The sequence below is a fragment of the Paraburkholderia sp. BL9I2N2 genome (assembly GCF_004339745.1).
In the GTDB taxonomy this organism is placed as follows: Bacteria; Pseudomonadota; Gammaproteobacteria; order Burkholderiales; family Burkholderiaceae; genus Paraburkholderia.
The window spans coordinates 2,875,968-2,895,540 of sequence record NZ_SMGP01000001.1 but is presented as its reverse complement, the minus strand read 5'-3'; the positions used below and the strand labels follow the sequence as shown (position 1 = coordinate 2,895,540).

Genomic DNA, 19,573 nt, shown 5'->3' with positions numbered 1-19,573 from the left:
TTGGGACGCGAGCGCCGGCCGTCATCAGGTCCGCGTTCGCTGGAAGCAGAAGCAGGTAGAGGGAGAGCTTGATGGGTCAGATTCTATTCATCGTGTGGCGGGAAAGTGTCGAGGCGTTGCTGGTCGTCGGCATCCTGTACGCGTGGCTGAAAAATGGCGACGACGACGCGCGCCGCGGTTTGCCGTACCTGTGGGGCGGCGTGGCGGCTGGCGTGATAGCGGCGGTGGCGCTCGGCGCCGCGCTGGTCGGCTTCACCGAAGTGCTCTCCGGTGACGCGCAGGATTATTTCCAGACCGCGATGGTGCTGGTCGCTTGCGTGCTGATCGTGCAAATGGTGCTGTGGATGAAGCGGCACGGCCGCACGCTCAAGCGCGACATGGAACAGTCGCTGCAAAAGAGCCAGCGCGATTCGAACTGGTGGGGCGTCGCATTGCTGGTGGCGTTGGCCATTGCGCGTGAAGGCAGCGAGACGGTGATCTTTCTGTACGGGCTCGGCTTCGGCCAGTCGGGTCACGTGGACGCCAGCCAGACGCTCGCGGTCGTGATCGGCCTGGCGCTCGCATTCCTGACCTTCTACGTGCTGCAACTCGGCGGCAAGATCTTCTCGTGGCGGCTCTTTTTCCGCATCACGGAAATCATGCTGCTGTTTCTCGGCGCGGGTCTGTTCCAGACCGGTGTCGACAAGCTGATCGACAAGGAAATCCTGCCGACGATCGTCGACCAGATGTGGAATTCGTCGGCGATTCTCGATGATTCGAGCACCTTCGGTTCGCTGGTCGCCACGCTAACCGGCTATCGCGCCCACCCGGCGCTGATGAATCTGATCGCCTATGTGGCGTATTGGGCGGTCGTCTATCTGCTGGTGCGCCGCGCGAATCGCAAGCCGGCGCCGCAAGCCGCCGGGCGCACGGCATGAGCACGGTCATGACCCGTCCGGGGCGCCTCGCGGCGGCCGGGCAGTGGATGCAACGTCACGGTGCCGCGATTCGCGGTATTCAGTGGGTCGTGGTGGCGGTGTACGCATTTCTGATTCTGGTGCCGGCCGTGATGCCGCTGCCGGACGACACGGCGCACCTTTGGAACAACCTGACGCTCGCCGCGCAGTTCGTGTTCTGGGGTATCTGGTGGCCGTTCGTCCTGCTCTCCATGGTCATGCTCGGCCGCGTCTGGTGTGGCGTGCTGTGCCCCGAAGGCGCGCTCGCCGAATTCGCCAGCAAATACGGGCGAGGCTGGGCGATTCCACGCTGGATGCGCTGGGGCGGCTGGCCGTTCGTCGCGTTCGGCATCACGACCATCTACGGTCAGATGGTGAGCGTCTACCAGTATCCGAAGGCCGTGCTGCTGGTATTGGGCGGCTCGACCTTCGCGGCGATGATCATCGGCTTGCTATACGGACGTGAGAAGCGTGTCTGGTGCAAGTATCTGTGCCCCGTCAACGGGGTTTTTTCGCTTCTGGCACGCCTCGCGCCGTTTCACTACAAAGTCGATGAAGACGCATGGCGCCGCTCCTACAAGAACGGCGAGCATGGGCATCGCGTGATTCCAATCAATTGCGCGCCGCTCGTGCCGTTGCGCAATATGAAGGGCGCGTCGGACTGCCATATGTGCGGACGATGCAGCGGCCACCGTGACGCGATTGCGTTGACGTGGCGCGCGCCGTCGTCGGAAGTGGTCCAGTTGGGCGACAAGCAGGCCAATGCGTGGGATACCGCGTTGATCCTGTATGGCCTGCTCGGCATCGCGATCGGCGCGTTTCACTGGACCGCGTCGCGCTGGTTCATCGATCTGAAGATGTTCTTCGCGAACTGGCTGGTCGATCACGACATCACGTGGCCGCTCGACACCAACGCGCCGTGGTTCCTGTTCACGCACTATCCCGAGCAGAACGATGTGTTCTCGTGGCTCGACGGCACGATGGTAATCGGCTACATCCTCGCCACGGCACTGGTGTACGGCACCGCGCTGCTGGTGCTGCTGATGGGCGCGACGCGCATGCTGGGGCGCTTCAATACCGTGCGTCTGCATCATTTGACGCAAGGGCTGATTCCGATTGCCGGCGCGGGCGTGTTCCTCGGCCTGTCCGCTACCACGCTGTCGCTGTTGCGCGCGGAGCATGTGTCGTTGTGGTGGGCGTCGGATATGCGCATCGCGATTCTGGCAATTGCCAATCTGTGGAGCGCGTGGCTCGCCTGGCTCGTCACGCGCCGCTATAGCGAGCGTTTCGTTCAACGCGGTCTCGCGATGGTGTGGTTCGCCGCGGCGCTGGCCGTGGTCGATAGCGCGTGGTGGTTGATGTTCTGGGGCTGGGCTTCGAAGTAACGAATTCACCGCTCGCGCTTGCAGTAGTTAGCGCCAGCACAAAACAAAAAGCCGTGGAGATGACAACATCCCACGGCTTTTCCATTTTCCACATGATCGGCACACGGTGTTGCGTGCTGCCGTATCGAGTGAGAACCAAAAAAAGCGGCCTGGCTTGCTGCGACGGCTGGCTTGGTGTCTGCACGAAGGGGTCTAGTTCTCGCGTGCAAGCCGTCATGGCTGGCTACTGCCCAACACCTCTCTGGGAGGTGGTCCCCACAATACCCGGTACTGACTGCTATTCGTTCCTACTTCGTCAGGATCAGCTTGCCTAAGCGCGTTGCCCGCAACTGATAGGTCTCGCCGTTATGCACGATGCTGACGTGGCTATGTCCTTGCAACAGAGCGTCGCTCCGTACGACTCGCTCCGACGTCTCGCCCGAACCGTTAGTCCGATCCGCGCCGGGTTTCTGGCCGGTTACCGGTGCCGTCGCCGTCGACGTTTTCGGGCGGCTGGTCAGCGCGGCCGCCGGGCGGCGCAGGCTGAGTGTGGAAGGGCGCGTGGGATCGGTCATTCGTTTTAGCTGTTGGTCGATTCGATGGATTAATTCTAAATGATAACTATTCCCATTTACAAGGAAGAGAAATTGATCGGATTTGATTTTCGATAGTCTGTGGGGGGAGGCGGAACGGCGGAGGAGTTTGCAGCAAGACCGCCAGCTCGTTCGGCGGTCTTGCGCTCAATGGCGAGCAGGGTGCCCGCGCGACATTCAATGCAGCGTGCCGGGCTCCCGTTTCGTTTGCACATACTGGCGAATCAGCCGAACGGTATCGATATCGTTCTCCCGATATGCCGACTTCACGATCTCCTGCGTCTGATGCGCGTCGGGATCGGTCGATTCGGGCAGCGTGGTCGCGTACTCGAAGCGCAGGAACAGTTGCAGTTCGTCCGGTTGCTCAATCGTCATGGTGAGCGAGCCGCCGACGTGATCGGCCGTCGGCAGAATGTCGTAGCGCACGCTCTGGCTCTCCTCCAGCGTGACGCGGTCGCGCACCGTGGCCTGGCCATAGTGCAGCTCCCGTTCGAGGACGTTGCCGTCGCGCGAAAGAATCGTGCAACTATCGAGCCCCATCACGAACAGTTGCGGCTGTTCGGCACGCAGCACGAGACCCTCCCACAACTGCTCGCGGGTCATCGATTCGACAAACGGATTCAACGGGTCGTTGATCTGGATAAGGTGTTCGAAATTCAAAACGACGGCTTCCTATGAAAGCGTTTAAGCGACGGCGAGCCCCGAACGGATCGTAATCGAATGCGTGAGGATCTTGTGAACCGGGCACTGATTGGCGATTTGCAAGAGCCGTTCCCGCTGTTCGTCGGACAGATTGCCTTCGAGCACGATCCTGCGATCGATGGTCGTGCCCGCGTCGCCGGTTTCGAGCGAAAGCGTCACGCGCACGTCGGCGAGCGGCCAGTCCTTGCGCTGGGCGTACATCTTCAGCGTGATCGACGTGCAAGCACCGAGGCTCGACAGCAACAGTGACACAGGCGTCGGCCCGCGATCACCGCCGCCGAGCGACTCGGGTTCGTCGGCAAGCCATGTGTGCGTGCCGTCGTCGAAAAGAACCTGGAAATTCGTCGAACCGATGTGTGCGGTGACGGTGGACTCTGCCATGCGCGCTCCTGAACAGGGACGGAAATCGCCGCGCGCCACGGCCCGTTATCAGTGAACGGCGTGGCGCGCGGCCTGAATTGCTATTGTGAACGAATTTACCGGCCTTCGCGCCTCGGGTTGCGCCGCGGACGGACCATGCCGCGCCCGTCGACGACTCAATGCGTGATCGCGCCCATGCGCCCCGCCTGGTAATCAACGACAGCCTGGCGAATCTCGTCTTCCGTGTTCATCACGAACGGGCCGTAGCGCACCACGGGCTCCTTCAGCGGCACGCCGCCGAGCAGCAGCACCTCGAGTGGCTCCGCGCCGGCCGTGAGCGTCACGGAGTCGCCATCGTTCTGAAACACGACCATTTTCTGCGCGTCGATTTCCTGACGCGCTTCGCCTTCACCGTAGAAGCCCTTGCCGGACAGGCTATAGGCAAACACGCGATAGTCGGCCGGCACCGGCTGCCGGATCGTCGCGCCCGGTTGCAGCGAGAAATGCTGGTACAGGATCGGCGTACGCGTTTCGATTGCCGCTTTGACGCCGAGCGCCTCGCCGGCGATCACCTTGACGCGCACTTTGCCGTCCGCGGAGGTCGCCACGGGAATGCTCGACGACGGGATTTCCTGGTAGCGCGGCTCGATCATCTTGTCGCGCCGCGGCAGATTCACCCAGAGTTGCAGGCCGTGCACGCGTCCGCCGGTGCGGATGAACGACGGGTCCGGCATCTCGCTGTGCACGACGCCCGCGCCCGCGGTCATCCATTGGACGTCGCCGGCGTGCAGGGTGCCGGAATGGCCGGCCGAATCTTTGTGGCCGAACTGTCCCTCGAGCACATACGTGACCGTTTCGAAGCCGCGATGCGGATGGTCGGGCGCGCCTTTGGCCTCGCCCGGCGCGTAGTCGATCGGGCCCATTTCGTCGAGCAGCAGGAACGGATCGAAGTCCATCAGCAGGCGGGTGGGAAACGGGCGGTGGACGATAAAGCCGCCACCCTCGGTCGTGCGAACGGCCGGGAACGTGCGTTCGATCGTGCGGGTCGTGCTCATCAAAGTCACCTCAAAAAATGGGGAATAGCGTTATTTTTGAAACATGGAGCTATTATAGGGACCGTTTTCCGGGGTGCCAGCCGCCCTCACGCAATGGATTGTTCTATTACTGGAACGATGAGATGAAGATCGATTCACATAATCTGAATGACCTGATGTATTTTTCGCAGGTTGTCGAACACGGCGGGTTTTCGGCCGCCGAACGCGTGCTGGGGATTTCCAAGTCGCGCCTGTCACGCCGTCTGACCGAACTGGAAGCGTCGCTCGGCGTGCGGCTGTTGCAGCGATCCACGCGCAAGCTGGCGCTGACCGAAGCCGGGCAATTGTTCTACCAGCATTGCCAGGCGATGCTAAGCGAGGCGCAGGCGGCCGTGAACGTTGTCCAGCAGCTGCGCTCGTCGCCGCGCGGCACGGTGCGCGTCAGCGTGCCGGTCACGATCTCGCAGACCATTCTGTCGCAGATCCTGCCCGAATTCATGCATCGCTATCCGGAAGTGCGGGTGGTGATGCGCGTGACGAACCGCGTGGTCGATCTGTTCGAGGATTCGATCGACGTCGCGCTGCGGGTGCGCTCGGATCCGCCGGAAAACGCCAATATCGTGGTGCGGCCGCTGTGGCGCACGCAGCAGATGCTGGTCGGCGCGCCGAGCCTGTTGCAACAGAATGCGCCGCCATTGCTGCCAGCCGATCTGAACGGTTTCGAAACGCTCGACGTACCGACCGGCGACGGACGCCACGTCTACAACCTGATCGCGCCCGACGGCACGCGTCATGCGCACGAACACGAGCCGCGCCTCGTGACCGCCGATCTGATGACGATTCGTGAAGCGGTGCTCGCCGGCGTCGGCATCGCCGCGCTGCCGGAGATGATGTACGGCGCCGCGCTGCGAGCCGGCCAATTGTCGCCGGTTATGCCGGGCTGGACGTTTCCGACGCCGCAGTTGTACGCCGTATTCGTGTCGCGGCAGGGGATGGTGCCGGCCGTGCGCGCCTTTGTCGATTATCTGGTCGAGATGCTCGATCCTGACGACGGTAAACACATCGCGGGCGAGTGTCCCGCGCGCGAAGTAAATGTCGTTGCCGCGCAGCCGATGTTTGCAATTGCGCCATAGCACTTGTTACGGACCGCAACATCGCTTTTAGCATTTAAGCGTGGCCTGTCATGAGTACTTTCAATGGCCGTTTGCTTGAATGCGCGCGCGGACGGGCCTATAGTGAAATCCCTTCGCTAAGGAGTCTCTTATGCGGAAACTCATGGCCGCTATCATAGCGGGCCTGATAGGGCTGACCGCGCTGTCCGTGTCGATCACGGCTGTCGCATGCGGTGATTCGACGAGCTATCAATCTTCGAACGATGGCAAATGATCCCGCCGCCCGAAGGCGCCGAGTGCGCACAAAAAAAGGCCTTCATCTGACGATGAAGGCCTTTTACTTTTTGGCCCTTGTTTCAAGGGCTTTTTACGGCGTCACCTGGCTTTCGGTTGCGTAACGAAGCCGATCTTCGTAAGGCCGCCGGCTTGTGCCGCCGACATCACTTCCGCCACTTTCTCGTACGGAACCTTGCGGTCCGCATCCAGATGCAGCTCGGGTTGCGGGTTCGCTTGCGCGGCCTCTGCAATCTTCGCGCGCAGTGCGGCGTCGTCGAGCTTCTTGTCGTCCCACATGACGTTGCCGTCCGCGTCGACCGTGACCGTCACCTGCGCGGGCTTGGTGTCTTCCTTCTGACTGCTTGCGTGCGGCAGATCGATTTTGACCGCATGACGAATCACCGGAATCGTCACCATGAAGACGATCAGGAGAACCAACATCACGTCGACGAGCGGCGTCATGTTGATTTCGTTCATCAGGCCGTCGTCATCGTCGCCGGCGAAGGGGCTCATTGCCATCGGAGTGCCTCGTCAATCAGTTCGTGCGCGCGGCAAGACGCAGGCCGTCGCCGCGCCTGGACGACGACAGGCGCGCGCCCGTCACGAAGAATGCATGCAGGCCGTGCGCAAAACGGCTCAGTTTGGCGACGACCGCCTTGTTGGCGCGCGTCAGTGCGTTGTAGCCGAGCACCGCCGGAATCGCGACGAAGAGGCCGAACGCGGTCATGATCAACGCTTCGCCGACCGGACCGGCCACCTGATCGATCGACGACTGGCCGCTCGCGCCGATGGCCAGCAGCGCGTGATAGATGCCCCACACCGTGCCGAACAGACCGACGAACGGCGCCGTGCTGCCGATCGACGCGAGAACCGCGAGACCGCTCTGCATGCGCGCGACGCTTTCGTCCATCGTGTCCTTCAGGCAGCGCGTGACCCAGTCCGACACGTCCATGCGGTCGTGCAGATGCGGCTGCGTCTGATGATGATGATCGGCCGCTTCCTGGCCCGACAGCGCCAGCGCGAGGAACGGATTGTCCTGCGGCGTCGACGACCCGGCGCCGAGCTTCTTCACGCCGTCGGCGAGGTCGTCCGAATGCCAGAATGCCTGCTCGGCATTCTTCGTGAGACGGTTCAGGCGCATCACGTTCCAGCCCTTGATGACGATCACGCTCCACGACATCACCGACATGATCAACAGCGCGAGCGCGATTCCGCGCGTCACGAAATCCCCTTGCGCCCAGACGTGCGCCAGTCCGTAGTTTTGCATTGCAATTCCTTTTTTTAAAATCTGCCTCAATCGTTCAGATTGAAGTCGTAAGGCTGGGTGTAGGCGGCCCGAATTGGCTGGCCGTTCTCGAGATAAGGCTTGCAGGCGCTCCCGTGCACGGCTGCGAGCGCGGCGTCGTCGAGGCGGCTGAAGCCGCTGCTTTTCTTCAATTCGATGTTTTCGAGCTTGCCGGTCAGGCCGACCACGAACTTCACGTACGCGGTGCCGGTTTCGCCGCGGCGCTTCGAGAGCGACGGGTACTCGGGCTTGGCGATGTTGCAGTCGAGGTGCGAGACGTTTTTAGGCGCGCTGATCTCCATCGTCTGATGGCCGATCGCCGGTGCGGCAGGCGCGGGCGGCGCAACGGGGGCAGCCGGTGCGGGCGGCGTCGGATCGGGCGCCGCCACGGGCGTCGGCGACGGCGCGGCGGCCACCGGTAGAGGCGTAGGCGTTGGCTTGGGCGTCGGAGTCGGCTTCGGTTGGACCTTCGGCTTGGTATGAACCGGCGGCGTCGGCGTGGGTGGCGGCGGCGCGATCGACTGCATGGCGACCGGCGCGGCAACCGGCGCCGGCGGCAGCAACTGCGCGGTCATGACGTGCGATTCGAGGGCCGGCTGCACGGGGTCGTGACGCAAGGTCATCACGACGGCAAGCAACGCGACGTGAATCGCTGCAACCACGGCGGTTGCGGTCAGGACGCGAGAGTTCGTGCGAGTGGACGAAGCCGGCATGGCGCCGGCTGAAGCGGTATGCGAAGCCTGCATGTTAGCGTGGTGGCGCGCAGTCGATGCAGCGCGTCAGACAAGACATCGTCATGTTCGAAAAATCAGCAGCGAAATGAACAAAGTAGTCACGAAACCAATCAGCAATTCCATCTCGAACTCCTGTGACGGGTGAGCGGGTAGCTGGCTGGTACGAATACTGGCTTGCTGACGGCAGTGGGATAACGCTTGAACAGCGAAAACGGCAGGAGCGGTAAGAGCGCTCGAGGCGCGGCGTGAACCGCGCCCTGGAACCTGGCTCAGGCGGCCTTGCGTTCGTAAAATGTCAGCGGTACGGCTTGCGGGTGATGCTCGAAACCACAGCGGCTCGCGCAGACGCCGCTTTTCATCATGACGTCGCGCACGGAGTCGGCGCACTTGCCACAGCAGGATGCAACGCCGAGCTCGAATTGAAGCTCGTCAAACGAATCCATGCCTTCCTCGATCGAAGCACGGATCTTTCGGTCAGAAACAGACTTGCAGACACAGACAATCATGGCGGGCGTCATAGCTAACGTTAATGCGAATTATTATCATTTTGTTTGGTCCGTTTGGCAAGTGTCCTGCTTGATTTTTTGTAACAAAACCAGACTCTTAGAAGGGTTTCGTCTATGAGACGGAATCTGGTGCCAGCGGCGGGCGGCGCGGAAAAGCGCCTAAAAAGCGGGCAGAAGGCCGCGTAACGGACCAAAAACGGCGCTTGGTGGCAGTTTATGCGGCTTGGGAGTCCGGCGCTGCCGTGCGGCGCGAGGGGATCGACACCTGTTCGACGGTGGCGTCGATGTGGAGCAGGGTAGCGGCCAGCTGCTGCTGATGCGAGCCGTCGCCGGTCGAATAAAAGCGGGGCAGAACAATGGCCGTGTTTTCCGGTGCGGCGCGCAAACCGTGCTGGTCGAGCACCCGTTCCAGTTGGCGCGCAATAGCGACGCTCGTGTCGATCAGCATCAGCCGGTCGCCGACGATGTCGCGAATCGCCGCATCCAGAAACGGGTAGTGCGTGCAGCCGAGCACCAGCGTATCCGCGCCGGCGTCGAGCATGGGTTGCAGATAGCCGCGCAGCAGCGCGCGCAATTCGGCGGAGCCGACGTCGCAGCGTTCCACGGCCTGCACGAGCCCGTGGCCCGGCTGGCAAAGAAAGCGGCAATCCGCGGCGTAGCGTTCGAGCAGCGCCTGAAAGCGGGCGCTGCGTAGTGTCACTTGGGTGGCGAGCACGCCGGCGACACGCGTTTTCGACTGGAGCGCGGCGGGTTTGACGCCAGGTTCGACGCCCACCAGCGGAATAGGCAGCTTTTCGCGAACCAGCGCGATCGACTGCGCGGTTGCCGTATTGCAGGCGACCACCAGCGCCTTCGCGCCTTGCTTGACCAGCCATTCGCCGATCGCGAGCGTGCGGTCGGCGATGAAGTCGTCGTCGCGCTCGCCGTACGGCGCGTAGAGCGAGTCCGCGACGTACAGAATCGCTTCGTCAGGCAGTTGTGCCCGGACCGCCCGCAACACCGACAAACCGCCGAGCCCCGAATCGAAAATGCCGACCGGTGCGCGCGATCCGGCGCCAGACGTGAACATTCTTGCATTCGTGGACGGTGATTCTGCGGGCATAGGCGAAGAGGACGCGTGCGGCACAGCACTCAAGGGAAACTCGGAAAAACAGGAAAGTGCGCAAGTATATCGTCCGCGCGGCCAGGGCCATCGCAAATAAGCTGACCCATGAACGGGCACGCGGACGGTTGCAACCTGGTTCGATCAGGACTCGACCGAGCCCATTGCGGATTGCTGGTAGTTCTGGATGCCGACCTTGCCGATCAGGTCGATTTGCGTTTCGAGCCAGTCGATATGCTCTTCGGTGTCGTCGAGAATCTTCGTGAAGATTTCACGCGAGATGAAATCGCGAACCGTTTCGCAATATGCGATGGCTTCTTTACAGGTGCTCTGCGAAATCTGTTCGAGCTTCAAATCGCATTCGAGGATTTCTTTCGTTTCCTCACCGATCAGCAGCTTGTGCAAGTCTTGCAGATTCGGCAGACCGTCGAGCATGAAAATGCGTTCGATGAGCCAGTCGGCGTGCTTCATTTCGCCGATCGATTCATCGTATTCATGCTTGCCGAGTTTCTCGAGGCCCCAGTGCTTATACATCCGCGCATGCAGGAAGTACTGATTGATGGCGGTCAGTTCGTTTTTCAACTGCGAGTTGAGATATTCGATGACCTTTTTGTCGCCTTGCATGGTGTGTCCTTGTAGGGGCTTTGAATTTCCCAGAACAATAAACGGCGAAACGCAAAAAGCCAAGCCAAAATATCAGTTTTTCGCCTGATTTTAGAGGGTTTTTCGCGTGATGCGTACCGTTCTCATTTCATCATAAAAAAAGCCGGGGTTTCAGGCCCCGGCTTTGAATTACTCAGCGGATGTCAATACCAATCAAACCGTCGCGACTGGAATCTTGCCGATCTTTGCTTGCCATTCTTTCGGGCCGGTCTGATGAACGGAAGTGCCGTTCGAATCGACAGCCACCGTCACTGGCATGTCCTGCACGTCGAACTCGTAGATCGCTTCCATGCCAAGGTCTTCGAACGCGAGAACCTTCGCGCTGCGAATCGCCTTCGAGACGAGATACGCCGCGCCACCCACGGCCATCAGATACGCGGCCTTGTGCTTCTTGATTGCCTCGATGGCGACGGGGCCGCGCTCCGCTTTGCCGATCATCGAGATCAGGCCGGTCTGCGACAGCATCGTCTCGGTGAACTTGTCCATGCGCGTTGCCGTGGTCGGGCCTGCGGGGCCGACGGCCTCATCGCGCACCGGATCGACCGGGCCGACGTAGTAGATCACGCGGTTCGTGAAGTCGACCGGCAGCTTCTCGCCCTTGGCGAGCATGTCGGCGATGCGCTTGTGGGCCGCGTCGCGGCCCGTCAACATCTTGCCTGACAGCAGCAGCGTCTGGCCCGGCGTCCACGCAGCGACTTCTTCCGGCGTGAGCGTGTTCAGATCGACGCGCTTGCTCTTCTCGGTGTCCGGCTCCCACTGCACCTTCGGCCATGCGTCGAGCGACGGCGCTTCGAGCTTGGCGACGCCGGAACCGTCCAGCGTGAAGTGCGCGTGACGCGTAGCCGCGCAGTTCGGGATGATCGCGATCGGCTTGGACGCGGCGTGCGTCGGCGCGGCCATGATCTTCACGTCGAGCACGGTGGCGAGACCGCCGAGACCTTGCGCGCCGATCCCGAGCGCGTTGACCTTCTCGTGCAATTCAACGCGCAGTTCTTCGATCCAGTCCTTCGGGCCGCGTGCGATCACGTCCTGAATGTCGATCGGATCCATCAGCGATTCCTTCGCCATCACCATCGCTTTCTCAGCGGTGCCGCCGATGCCGATGCCGAGCATGCCCGGCGGGCACCAGCCCGCGCCCATGGTCGGCACGGTCTTCAGAATCCAGTCGACGATCGAATCCGACGGATTCAGCATTGCGAACTTCGACTTGTTTTCCGAGCCGCCACCCTTGGCCGCCACCTGCACGTCGACCGTATTGCCCGGCACGATCTCGTAGTGGATCACGGCCGGGGTGTTGTCCTTGGTGTTCTTGCGGCCGCCTTCCGGAGGGCTCACGATCGACGCGCGCAGCACGTTGTCCGGGTTCAGGTAACCACGGCGCACGCCTTCGTTGATCATGTCGGTGACGCCCATCGTCGCACCGTCCCAACGGACGTTCATACCGACCTTCACGAACACCGTGACGATGCCGGTGTCCTGGCAGATCGGGCGCTTGCCTTCGGCGCACATGCGGCTGTTGGTGAGAATCTGTGCGATGGCATCCTTCGCGGCCGGGCTCTGTTCGAGCTCGTAGGCGCGGCCCAAGGCCTGGATGTAATCGAGCGGGTGGTAGTAGCTGATGTACTGAAGCGAATCAGCAATGCTCTGAATCAGATCTTCCTGTTTGATGACGGTCATGGCTAGCTCAGTGGGGACAGTGGCGCTTGTTTTCAGACACGCGGGGCAGTGCGGGTCAGTCGTGCGCCTTCAGGGGAGTGGAACCTTTAACGGCACCCACGGCGTGCAGCACCGTGGGCTCTTCGAAATGCTTGGGATGCGTATGCGTGGTGAGGCGGTCGACCAGTGCCATCACGAGCGCCGAGACGAGGAACGCGACATGGATGATCACTTGCCACATGATCGTATGCGTCGTGTTCTGATCGGGGCTGATGAAGGTCTTCAGCAGATGGATCGACGAGATGCTGATCAGCGCCATCGACAATTTGACTTTGAGCACGCCCGCGTTCACGTGGTCGAGCCATTCCGGTTCGTCCGGATGACCCTCGACGCCCAGGCGCGACACGAACGTTTCATACCCGCCGATGATCACCATGATCAGCAGGTTCGAGATCATGACCACGTCGATCAGGCCGAGCACGACCAGCATGATGTTAGTTTCGTCGAGCGTCATGGAGGCCGTGACGAGATGCCAGACTTCCTTGAGGAACAGCACGACGTAGACGCCCTGGGCGACGATCAGGCCCAGATAGAGCGGCAACTGCAGCCAGCGGCTCATGAAAATGATGGCAGGGACCGGGCGCATCGGGCGGCGCTGATGGGCGGAGTCGGATCGCGGAGCGGACATGGGCAAGAGTCAGATGAAACGCAGGTGACGGAACATGGACCAAATGCGCCGACCCGGCACGCGCAATACTCCTCAGCACGCACGCGGATCAGGCACGCAAACCAGGCGTAGACGGCGCGGTGCACGACCAGGGGAGGCCGGAAAAGCTCGCGTCAGGCGCGCTATTGTACAGCGTCGGGTGAATTTGCTGCGTTGCGGCGGGCAAGTTGGCGGCGCCCGACAGGCAGCGCGCGTGGCGAATTGCGGCTCGCGCGTTCATGCTTCAGGGCTCACGACGCCACCGGCGGCATTGCCCGTGAACGATGTCTCGCCGCCCGCGCTCTGATCCACGTGAGCGAGATTGATGACAACCACCCCGACGATTGCCAGCGCGATCGACGCGAGTGCCCGACCGTTCGGACGCTCTTTGAGGATGGGCCATGAAAGCAGCGCGACGACCACGGGGATCGTGCTCGTGATGCCCCCCCGGCCGCGACCGCGCTCGTGCGTTGCACGCCGCCCAGCATCGGCAGCGTAAACCCGAAGGTGCCGAACAGTGCCTGTAGGAGCAGATTGAACCATTCATCGCGCTTCACGTGGCGCAGTCTTGACACGCGCACAAGCGGCCACAGTAGTGCCATCGCGATCACAAAGCGCAGCAGCGCGAGCAGAGGGACGGGGACAACGTCGACGATCGATTTACCAATTCCGGCATTGCTGCCGACCGGCCGCATCGAGGCGATGAGAAGCAGGAGTAACGATTCAGGCTGGAATCCAGGCGGCTAGTTCAGTTAGCATTGTAAGAGGCCGTGCGAGCCAGCGTACCGGCGCGCCTGGTGTCGCGGCATTCAGGATGCTCGACGATATGGTGGCGGGTCAAGCACATGTTCGTCACGGAGCGCGTAGCATGCGTTGCTTCGCGCTGCATCTTCATACGACGCTGGCGTCACATGAGCCGCGTTAGGGTTTTCGCTGGCAGTCCGGCGCCATGCGCGTAAGTGGCCGGTAAGTTGCAGCGCTTATGTTTGAGCGTGAGAGCGGAACGTCGTCCGGCACACACTCATGTTGCAGTGCCGCATGAGTGGTCGATGCAGAGTGACGGGCCGTGGCGCGATGATCGGTGAAACGACGCGCGAGGTTTGGAGACAGCGCGCCGCACGTTGCGGCGTCAACAAGACATGGCGCGCCAGACGCGCGCCGGCCAGGTTTTACGTTTCATCTTCACCAAGGGGTTGTCGATGTCTGCGATTGAATCGGTTCTTCACGAACGCCGTGTTTTCCCGCCCTCCGCTGAAGCAGCGGCAGGCGCCGCGATCTCCGGCATGGACGCGTACCGGGCGCTGGCCGCCGAGGCGGAACGCGATTACGAAGGTTTCTGGGGGCGCCTCGCGCGCGAGACGCTAAGCTGGAACACACCCTTCACCAAGGTGCTCGACGAGTCGAACGCGCCGTTCTACACGTGGTTCGAAGACGGCCAGATCAACGCCTCGTATAACAGCATCGACCGTCATGTCGAAGCCGGCAACGGCGAGCGCGTCGCGATCATCTTCGAAGCCGACGACGGCACCGTCACCAACGTCACCTATCAGGATCTGCTGCAACGTGTCTCGCGCTTTGCGAACGCGTTGAAGAAGCGCGGCGTGAAGAAGGGCGACCGCGTGGTGATCTATATGCCCATGTCGATCGAAGGCATCGTCGCGATGCAGGCTTGTGCGCGGATCGGCGCGACGCATTCGGTGGTGTTCGGCGGCTTCTCGTCGAAGTCGCTCAATGAGCGGCTGGTGGACGTGGGCGCGGTCGCGCTCGTCACGTCCGACGAACAGATGCGCGGCGGCAAAGCATTGCCGCTGAAAAACATTGCCGACGAAGCGCTTGCGATGGGCGGCTGCGAAGCAGTCACGAGCGTGATCGTGTACCAGCGCACCGGCGGCAAGGTCGCCTGGAACGAAGGCCGCGATCTGTGGATGCACGAGGTCACGCAAGGCGAATCGGATCAATGCGCGCCCGAGTGGGTCGGCGCCGAGCATCCTTTGTTCATCCTGTACACGTCGGGTTCGACGGGTAAGCCGAAGGGCGTGCAGCACAGCACCGGCGGCTATCTGCTGTGGGCCGCGCAGACCCTGAAATGGACCTTCGACTGGAAGCCCGCCGACGTGTTCTGGTGTACCGCCGACATCGGCTGGATCACCGGCCATAGTTACATCACCTATGGTCCGTTGACGCTCGGCGGCACGCAGGTCGTGTTCGAAGGCGTGCCGACCTATCCGAACGCCGGCCGCTTCTGGGACATGATCGCCAGGCACAAGGTCTCGCTGTTCTATACGGCGCCGACCGCGATCCGCTCGCTGATCAAGGCCGCCGACGCCGACGAGAAAGTGCATCCGAAGAGTTACGATCTGTCGACGCTGCGCATCATCGGCACGGTCGGCGAGCCGATCAATCCGGAAGCGTGGATCTGGTATTACGAGAACGTCGGCGGCAGCCGTTGCCCGATCGTCGATACGTGGTGGCAAACCGAAACCGGCGGCCACATGATCACGCCGCTGCCGGGCGCGACACCTTTGGTGCCGGGTTCGTGCACGTTGCCGCTGCCGGGCATCATGGCCGCGGTCGTCGACGAAACCGGCCAGGACGTGCCGAACGGGCAGGGCGGCATTCTGGTGATGAAGCGTCCGTGGCCGTCGATGCTGCGCAACGTGTGGGGCGATCCGGACCGCTACAAGAAGAGCTACTTCCCCGAAGAACTCGGCGGCAGGTTGTACCTCGCCGGCGACGGCGCCGTGCGCGACAAGGACACCGGCTACTTCACGATCATGGGCCGTATCGACGACGTGCTGAACGTGTCGGGTCACCGGCTCGGCACGATGGAGATCGAGTCGGCGCTGGTGTCGAACCCGCTCGTCGCGGAAGCCGCTGTGGTGGGGCGCCCCGATGCGACCACCGGCGAAGCCGTGTGCGCGTTCGTCGTGCTGAAACGGGCGCGTCCGGAAGGCGAGGAAGCGGTGAAGCTCGCCAACGAACTGCGCAACTGGGTCGGCAAGGAGATCGGTCCGATCGCCAAGCCGAAGGACATCCGCTTCGGCGAGAACCTGCCGAAGACGCGTTCGGGCAAGATCATGCGCCGCCTGCTGCGCTCGCTCGCGAAGGGCGAGGAAATCACGCAGGACGTGTCGACGCTGGAGAACCCGGCGATTCTCGATCAGCTCGGCGAGTCGCTCTGAGCCTGGGTTTGTCCGTGTGAACGGCAAGAGCGTGTCGAACGACACACTCTTGCTTCGACGCAGAACTTTGGTTGTGATGCCACGTTGTTGAAGCCACCGCGCGGTCAATCCCGATTGCCTGCCCGGTGGCTTTTTGATACATAGGCGCATGGCCGCGCCGCACCACTCCTCTCACGCTACGCTCAATCCGCCGCCCGAACCGCCCGCGGTCTCGGCAGCGATGGCGCGCGCGCATCAAAAGTACTGGCGTTTCAACCTCGCCTTGATTGCGACGTTGATGACCTTGGGCTTCATCGTGTCGTTCGTCCTGCCGTTGATGGCGCCGGCTTTGGCGCAGGTGCGGGTCGGCGGCTTCAGGCTGCCGTTCTATTTCGGCGCGCAGGGCGCGATCCTGATCTATCTGGCGCTCATCGTCGTCTATATCGTGCTGATGCAGCGCGCCGACCGCCGGCTGCAACGCGCTTTGGAAGCGGACGCCAGCGCCGGTGCCGACGCACTCACCGCGCTCGGAAACTGAGCCGATGAAGCTCACGAACCGGCTGATCCGCTACTACGCCCTTTACACACTCGGCTTTCTGCTTTTCATCTACGTGATGTGGCGCATCGAGCGCACCACCGGTCCCGGTGTGTGGATCGGCTATGTGTTTCTGTTCGTGCCAATCGCGGTGTATGCAGTGATCGGTCTACTATCGCGGACTTCCGACCTGGTCGAATACTACGTGGCGGGGCGGCGCGTGCCGTCCGCCTTCAACGGCATGGCGACGGCGGCCGACTGGCTTTCGGCGGCCTCGTTCATCGGCCTTGCCGGGTCGATCTATGCGACCGGATATGACGGTCTCGCGTATCTGATGGGCTGGACCGGCGGCTATTGCCTCGTCGCGTTCCTGCTCGCGCCGTATGTGCGCAAGCTCGCGCGCTACACGATTCCCGATTTTCTCGGCACGCGTTTTTCGAGCAACGCCGTGCGCGGCCTTGCGGCGCTGGCGGCGATCCTGTGCTCGTTCGTTTATCTGGTCGCGCAGATCCAGGGTGTCGGGCTGATCGCGACGCGCTTTATCGGCGTGGATTTCGCCGTCGGCATCTTCTGCGGACTCGCTGGCATTCTCGTGTGTTCGTTTCTCGGCGGCATGCGTGCCGTGACGTGGACGCAGGTCGCGCAGTACATCATCCTGATCGCGGCGATTCTGATTCCCGTGTCGATGATCGCGCACAAGGACGGCCTGGGCTGGGTGCCGCAATTCAACTACGGCCGTTTGATGGAGCGTGTCGAAGGCCTCGAGAAGCAGGTGCGCGACGCGCCGCTCGAGCAGACCGTGCGCGACGACTACCGACGCCGTGCCGCGTTGATGCAGATGCGGCTCGACACGTTGCCGCAATCGTTCGTCGACGAGAAGCTGCGTCTCACGCAAGAGGTCGCCGATCTACGCCGCCATAACGGCCCGCTGCGCGAGATCAACGAGCGCGAGCGGGCGCTCGAACAGTTTCCACGCGATGCCGCCGCCGCGCAGATCGTCTGGACCCAGCGACGCGATGAAATGCTGATGCGTGCCGCCGCACCCGTGCCGATGCATGAGCCGTTCCCCGCCGTGAACGATGAAGACCGGCGCACCCATGAACGCAATTTTCTTTCGCTGCTGCTGTGCCTGTCGCTCGGCACGGCGAGCCTGCCACATATCCTGACGCGCTATAACACGACCACCTCGGTGGCCTCGGCGAGACGTTCTGTCGGATGGACGCTCTTTTTCGTCGCGCTGTTCTATCTGACAGTGCCGGTGCTGGCGGTGCTGATCAAGTACGAGATATTGACCAATCTCGTTGGCCATCATTTCTCGGATTTGCCGCAGTGGCTCATGCAATGGCGCAAGGTGGAGCCGAGCCTGATCAGCCTCGCCGATACGAACGGCGACGGCATCGTGCGTTGGAGCGAGATTCAGATGCAGCCCGACATGGTCGTGCTTGCCGCGCCGGAGATCGCGGGGCTGCCGTATGTGATGTCGGGGCTGATCGCGGCGGGCGCTCTGGCCGCGGCGCTTTCCACCGCGGATGGTTTGCTGCTCACCATCGCCAATGCGTTGTCGCACGATGTGTACTACCACATGGTCGATCCGAACGCGTCGAGCCAGCGGCGCGTGACGATCTCGAAGATTCTGTTGCTGGGGGTCGCGCTGTTTGCCTCGTATGTGGCGTCGCTGAATACGGGGAACATTCTGTTTCTGGTGGGCGCGGCGTTTTCGCTGGCGGCTTCGAGCCTGTTTCCGGTGCTGGTGCTGGGCGTGTTCTGGAAGCGCACCACGCGGCTCGGCGCGGTGGCGGGTATGGTGGCGGGGCTGGTGGTGTGCATCTACTACATCGTCTCCACGTATCCATTCTTCACGCAGATGACGGGCTTCGCCGGCGCGCGGTGGTTCGGGATCGAGCCGATCAGCTCCGGCGTATTCGGCGTGCCGGCGGGCTTTCTGGTGGCGATCGGCGTGAGTCTGGTTGACCGCAAACCGGACGCTTACACGCGGGCGTTGGTGGACTATATCCGGCATCCTTAGGCCGGTTTGCGCGTGGGTCTGGCGCAGGGCGCGAAGTTTGCTATAATTCGGCTCCCCGCCGGAGAGATGGATGAGCGGTTTAAGTCGCACGCCTGGAAAGCGTGTATAGGTTAATAGCCTATCGGGGGTTCGAATCCCCCTCTCTCCGCCAGGACATCACTGAATACGGGCCTCTTGGCCCGTTTTTCATTTCTACCCGCCAAAGAACCCGCCAACCCGGAAAGTGTTGTTCCAACGACAATGGCCGAACAAGAAAACATCGATCGCTTCAACAAGTACGCCTCCGAGGCATTCGCGATTCTGTACTCGTTCTTTCCGCAGGGCTGCAACTTCGGTCCACACGATTTCGATATTCCGAAAGATGAGCACGGTGGCGTAACTGACGAGGATGCCAGCTTCGTCTCTGCCACCATCGATTGGTTGAAGGACGAGGGTTATCTGAGGATTTTGAGCGCGGACATGTCCGGCAATGTCTATGGCGCAGTCCTAACGGGAAAGGGGCTCGCCGTGCTGAAACTTATCCCCGACGCACTTACCAACCCCGCACCACTGGGCGAACAGATCCAAGCCGCAGTCAAGGCGGGCTCTGTGTCGGTCGCGAAGACGCTTCTCAATACCGCGCTCGACGCCGGGATCAAATATACGATGGCACACGCCGGCATTCCGGTCTGAGAACTCCGCAAATTGTCCGCAGGCCGTAAGCATGACACCGTGACTTGCTTAACCAAAGCCCCAACCAAACCCCACACCAAAGCCGAGCTTGGGTGCAAGCATCCGTGAGCACTTGCTAAGCAGGTGCTAAGCACTTCCTAGACGCATGCTT

19 protein-coding genes, 1 tRNA gene and 1 pseudogene are annotated in these 19,573 nt (G+C 61.9%); 8 read left to right on the top strand and 13 right to left on the bottom strand.

What is annotated here, in order from left to right; all coding sequences use genetic code 11:
* The first annotated feature begins 71 nt into the window (after nucleotides 1–71).
* The gene (locus tag B0G74_RS13330) at nucleotides 72–917 is read left to right on the top strand and encodes an FTR1 family protein (protein WP_132375207.1); all 846 of its coding nucleotides are present in this window, start codon (nucleotides 72–74) and stop codon (nucleotides 915–917) included.
* Nucleotides 914–2,320, top strand: coding sequence for a 4Fe-4S binding protein (locus B0G74_RS13325; protein WP_132375206.1), 1,407 nt, complete (start codon nucleotides 914–916; stop codon nucleotides 2,318–2,320). Before B0G74_RS13330 ends, B0G74_RS13325 begins: the two co-directional genes overlap by 4 nt.
* Before the next feature lie 287 nt (nucleotides 2,321–2,607).
* On the opposite strand, the gene B0G74_RS13320 is transcribed toward B0G74_RS13325, so the two are convergent.
* From B0G74_RS13320 to B0G74_RS13305, 4 genes are all read right to left on the bottom strand, one after another.
* Nucleotides 2,608–2,874 carry a hemin uptake protein HemP gene (locus tag B0G74_RS13320; protein WP_132375205.1) on the bottom strand — a complete coding sequence of 89 codons (267 nt, stop codon included), beginning with the start codon at nucleotides 2,872–2,874 and terminating at the stop codon, nucleotides 2,608–2,610.
* Between the two features lie 195 nt (nucleotides 2,875–3,069).
* A complete protein-coding gene (locus tag B0G74_RS13315) occupies nucleotides 3,070–3,552 on the bottom strand; it encodes an SRPBCC family protein (RefSeq protein ID WP_132375204.1) in 483 nt (160 codons plus the stop codon).
* A 24-nt stretch (nucleotides 3,553–3,576) separates the two neighbouring features.
* The gene (locus tag B0G74_RS13310; protein WP_132375203.1) at nucleotides 3,577–3,975 is read right to left on the bottom strand and encodes an OsmC family protein; all 399 of its coding nucleotides are present in this window, start codon (nucleotides 3,973–3,975) and stop codon (nucleotides 3,577–3,579) included.
* Nucleotides 3,976–4,130: 155 nt separating this feature from the next.
* Complete coding sequence (locus tag B0G74_RS13305) at nucleotides 4,131–5,009, bottom strand: pirin family protein (protein ID WP_132375202.1); 879 nt, start codon at nucleotides 5,007–5,009, stop codon at nucleotides 4,131–4,133.
* 122 nt (nucleotides 5,010–5,131) lie between these two features.
* Here B0G74_RS13305 and B0G74_RS13300 point away from each other — a divergent pair, with 122 nt between their 5' ends.
* Nucleotides 5,132–6,121 carry a LysR family transcriptional regulator gene (locus tag B0G74_RS13300; protein ID WP_132375201.1) on the top strand — a complete coding sequence of 330 codons (990 nt, stop codon included), beginning with the start codon at nucleotides 5,132–5,134 and terminating at the stop codon, nucleotides 6,119–6,121.
* A gap of 354 nt (nucleotides 6,122–6,475) precedes the next feature.
* Here B0G74_RS13300 and B0G74_RS13295 read toward each other — a convergent pair whose 3' ends face one another.
* From B0G74_RS13295 to B0G74_RS13255, 9 genes and pseudogenes are all read right to left on the bottom strand, one after another.
* The gene (locus tag B0G74_RS13295; RefSeq protein ID WP_132375200.1) at nucleotides 6,476–6,895 is read right to left on the bottom strand and encodes a biopolymer transporter ExbD; all 420 of its coding nucleotides are present in this window, start codon (nucleotides 6,893–6,895) and stop codon (nucleotides 6,476–6,478) included.
* 16 nt (nucleotides 6,896–6,911) lie between these two features.
* Nucleotides 6,912–7,643 carry a MotA/TolQ/ExbB proton channel family protein gene (locus B0G74_RS13290; RefSeq protein ID WP_132375199.1) on the bottom strand — a complete coding sequence of 244 codons (732 nt, stop codon included), beginning with the start codon at nucleotides 7,641–7,643 and terminating at the stop codon, nucleotides 6,912–6,914.
* Nucleotides 7,644–7,669: 26 nt separating this feature from the next.
* The gene (locus tag B0G74_RS13285; RefSeq protein WP_132375198.1) at nucleotides 7,670–8,407 is read right to left on the bottom strand and encodes an energy transducer TonB; all 738 of its coding nucleotides are present in this window, start codon (nucleotides 8,405–8,407) and stop codon (nucleotides 7,670–7,672) included.
* Between the two features lie 257 nt (nucleotides 8,408–8,664).
* A complete protein-coding gene (locus tag B0G74_RS13280) occupies nucleotides 8,665–8,901 on the bottom strand; it encodes a (2Fe-2S)-binding protein (RefSeq protein ID WP_012432441.1) in 237 nt (78 codons plus the stop codon).
* Nucleotides 8,902–9,115: 214 nt separating this feature from the next.
* Complete coding sequence (gene murI / locus B0G74_RS13275) at nucleotides 9,116–10,003, bottom strand: glutamate racemase (RefSeq protein WP_132375197.1); 888 nt, start codon at nucleotides 10,001–10,003, stop codon at nucleotides 9,116–9,118.
* Nucleotides 10,004–10,147: 144 nt separating this feature from the next.
* A complete protein-coding gene (gene bfr, locus B0G74_RS13270; protein WP_132375196.1) occupies nucleotides 10,148–10,627 on the bottom strand; it encodes a bacterioferritin in 480 nt (159 codons plus the stop codon).
* A gap of 192 nt (nucleotides 10,628–10,819) precedes the next feature.
* Nucleotides 10,820–12,343 (bottom strand): fumarate hydratase, encoded by a 1,524-nt coding sequence (locus B0G74_RS13265; RefSeq protein WP_132375195.1) that lies wholly within the window; start codon nucleotides 12,341–12,343, stop codon nucleotides 10,820–10,822.
* 55 nt (nucleotides 12,344–12,398) lie between these two features.
* Nucleotides 12,399–12,968, bottom strand: a complete 570-nt coding sequence (locus B0G74_RS13260) for a TIGR00645 family protein (RefSeq protein WP_243658265.1) — start codon at nucleotides 12,966–12,968, stop codon at nucleotides 12,399–12,401.
* Nucleotides 12,969–13,340: 372 nt separating this feature from the next.
* Nucleotides 13,341–13,723 (bottom strand): annotated as a pseudogene (locus tag B0G74_RS13255) (DMT family transporter); the annotation flags it as partial.
* Between the two features lie 504 nt (nucleotides 13,724–14,227).
* Between B0G74_RS13255 and acs the strand changes: the two are divergent.
* The 5 genes from acs to B0G74_RS13230 all read left to right on the top strand — a co-directional run bounded on the left by acs (nucleotide 14,228) and on the right by B0G74_RS13230 (nucleotide 19,422).
* On the top strand, nucleotides 14,228–16,210 hold the full coding sequence (gene acs / locus B0G74_RS13250) for an acetate--CoA ligase (protein ID WP_132375193.1): 1,983 nt from the start codon (nucleotides 14,228–14,230) through the stop codon (nucleotides 16,208–16,210).
* Nucleotides 16,211–16,358: 148 nt separating this feature from the next.
* Nucleotides 16,359–16,727 (top strand): DUF4212 domain-containing protein, encoded by a 369-nt coding sequence (locus tag B0G74_RS13245; RefSeq protein ID WP_132375192.1) that lies wholly within the window; start codon nucleotides 16,359–16,361, stop codon nucleotides 16,725–16,727.
* A 4-nt stretch (nucleotides 16,728–16,731) separates the two neighbouring features.
* Nucleotides 16,732–18,750 (top strand): sodium:solute symporter family protein, encoded by a 2,019-nt coding sequence (locus tag B0G74_RS13240; protein ID WP_132375191.1) that lies wholly within the window; start codon nucleotides 16,732–16,734, stop codon nucleotides 18,748–18,750.
* 60 nt (nucleotides 18,751–18,810) lie between these two features.
* A tRNA-Ser gene (locus tag B0G74_RS13235) sits at nucleotides 18,811–18,901 on the top strand.
* A 23-nt stretch (nucleotides 18,902–18,924) separates the two neighbouring features.
* Nucleotides 18,925–19,422, top strand: coding sequence for a hypothetical protein (locus tag B0G74_RS13230; RefSeq protein ID WP_132375190.1), 498 nt, complete (start codon nucleotides 18,925–18,927; stop codon nucleotides 19,420–19,422).
* The last annotated feature ends 151 nt before the right edge of the window (nucleotides 19,423–19,573 follow it).

Coding starts and splice junctions, on each gene's coding strand:
- B0G74_RS13240 (WP_132375191.1), top strand. CDS start 16,732: ATGAAGCTCACGAACCGGCTGATCCGCTACTACGCCCTTTACACACTC.
- B0G74_RS13260 (WP_243658265.1), bottom strand. CDS start 12,968: ATGCGCCCGGTCCCTGCCATCATTTTCATGAGCCGCTGGCTGCAGTTG.
- B0G74_RS13290 (WP_132375199.1), bottom strand. CDS start 7,643: ATGCAAAACTACGGACTGGCGCACGTCTGGGCGCAAGGGGATTTCGTG.
- B0G74_RS13320 (WP_132375205.1), bottom strand. CDS start 2,874: ATGACCGATCCCACGCGCCCTTCCACACTCAGCCTGCGCCGCCCGGCG.
- murI (WP_132375197.1), bottom strand. CDS start 10,003: ATGCCCGCAGAATCACCGTCCACGAATGCAAGAATGTTCACGTCTGGC.
- B0G74_RS13300 (WP_132375201.1), top strand. CDS start 5,132: ATGAAGATCGATTCACATAATCTGAATGACCTGATGTATTTTTCGCAG.
- B0G74_RS13330 (WP_132375207.1), top strand. CDS start 72: ATGGGTCAGATTCTATTCATCGTGTGGCGGGAAAGTGTCGAGGCGTTG.
- B0G74_RS13310 (WP_132375203.1), bottom strand. CDS start 3,975: ATGGCAGAGTCCACCGTCACCGCACACATCGGTTCGACGAATTTCCAG.
- acs (WP_132375193.1), top strand. CDS start 14,228: ATGTCTGCGATTGAATCGGTTCTTCACGAACGCCGTGTTTTCCCGCCC.
- B0G74_RS13325 (WP_132375206.1), top strand. CDS start 914: ATGAGCACGGTCATGACCCGTCCGGGGCGCCTCGCGGCGGCCGGGCAG.
- B0G74_RS13245 (WP_132375192.1), top strand. CDS start 16,359: ATGGCCGCGCCGCACCACTCCTCTCACGCTACGCTCAATCCGCCGCCC.
- B0G74_RS13295 (WP_132375200.1), bottom strand. CDS start 6,895: ATGGCAATGAGCCCCTTCGCCGGCGACGATGACGACGGCCTGATGAAC.
- B0G74_RS13265 (WP_132375195.1), bottom strand. CDS start 12,343: ATGACCGTCATCAAACAGGAAGATCTGATTCAGAGCATTGCTGATTCG.
- bfr (WP_132375196.1), bottom strand. CDS start 10,627: ATGCAAGGCGACAAAAAGGTCATCGAATATCTCAACTCGCAGTTGAAA.
- B0G74_RS13285 (WP_132375198.1), bottom strand. CDS start 8,407: ATGCAGGCTTCGCATACCGCTTCAGCCGGCGCCATGCCGGCTTCGTCC.
- B0G74_RS13305 (WP_132375202.1), bottom strand. CDS start 5,009: ATGAGCACGACCCGCACGATCGAACGCACGTTCCCGGCCGTTCGCACG.
- B0G74_RS13280 (WP_012432441.1), bottom strand. CDS start 8,901: ATGATTGTCTGTGTCTGCAAGTCTGTTTCTGACCGAAAGATCCGTGCT.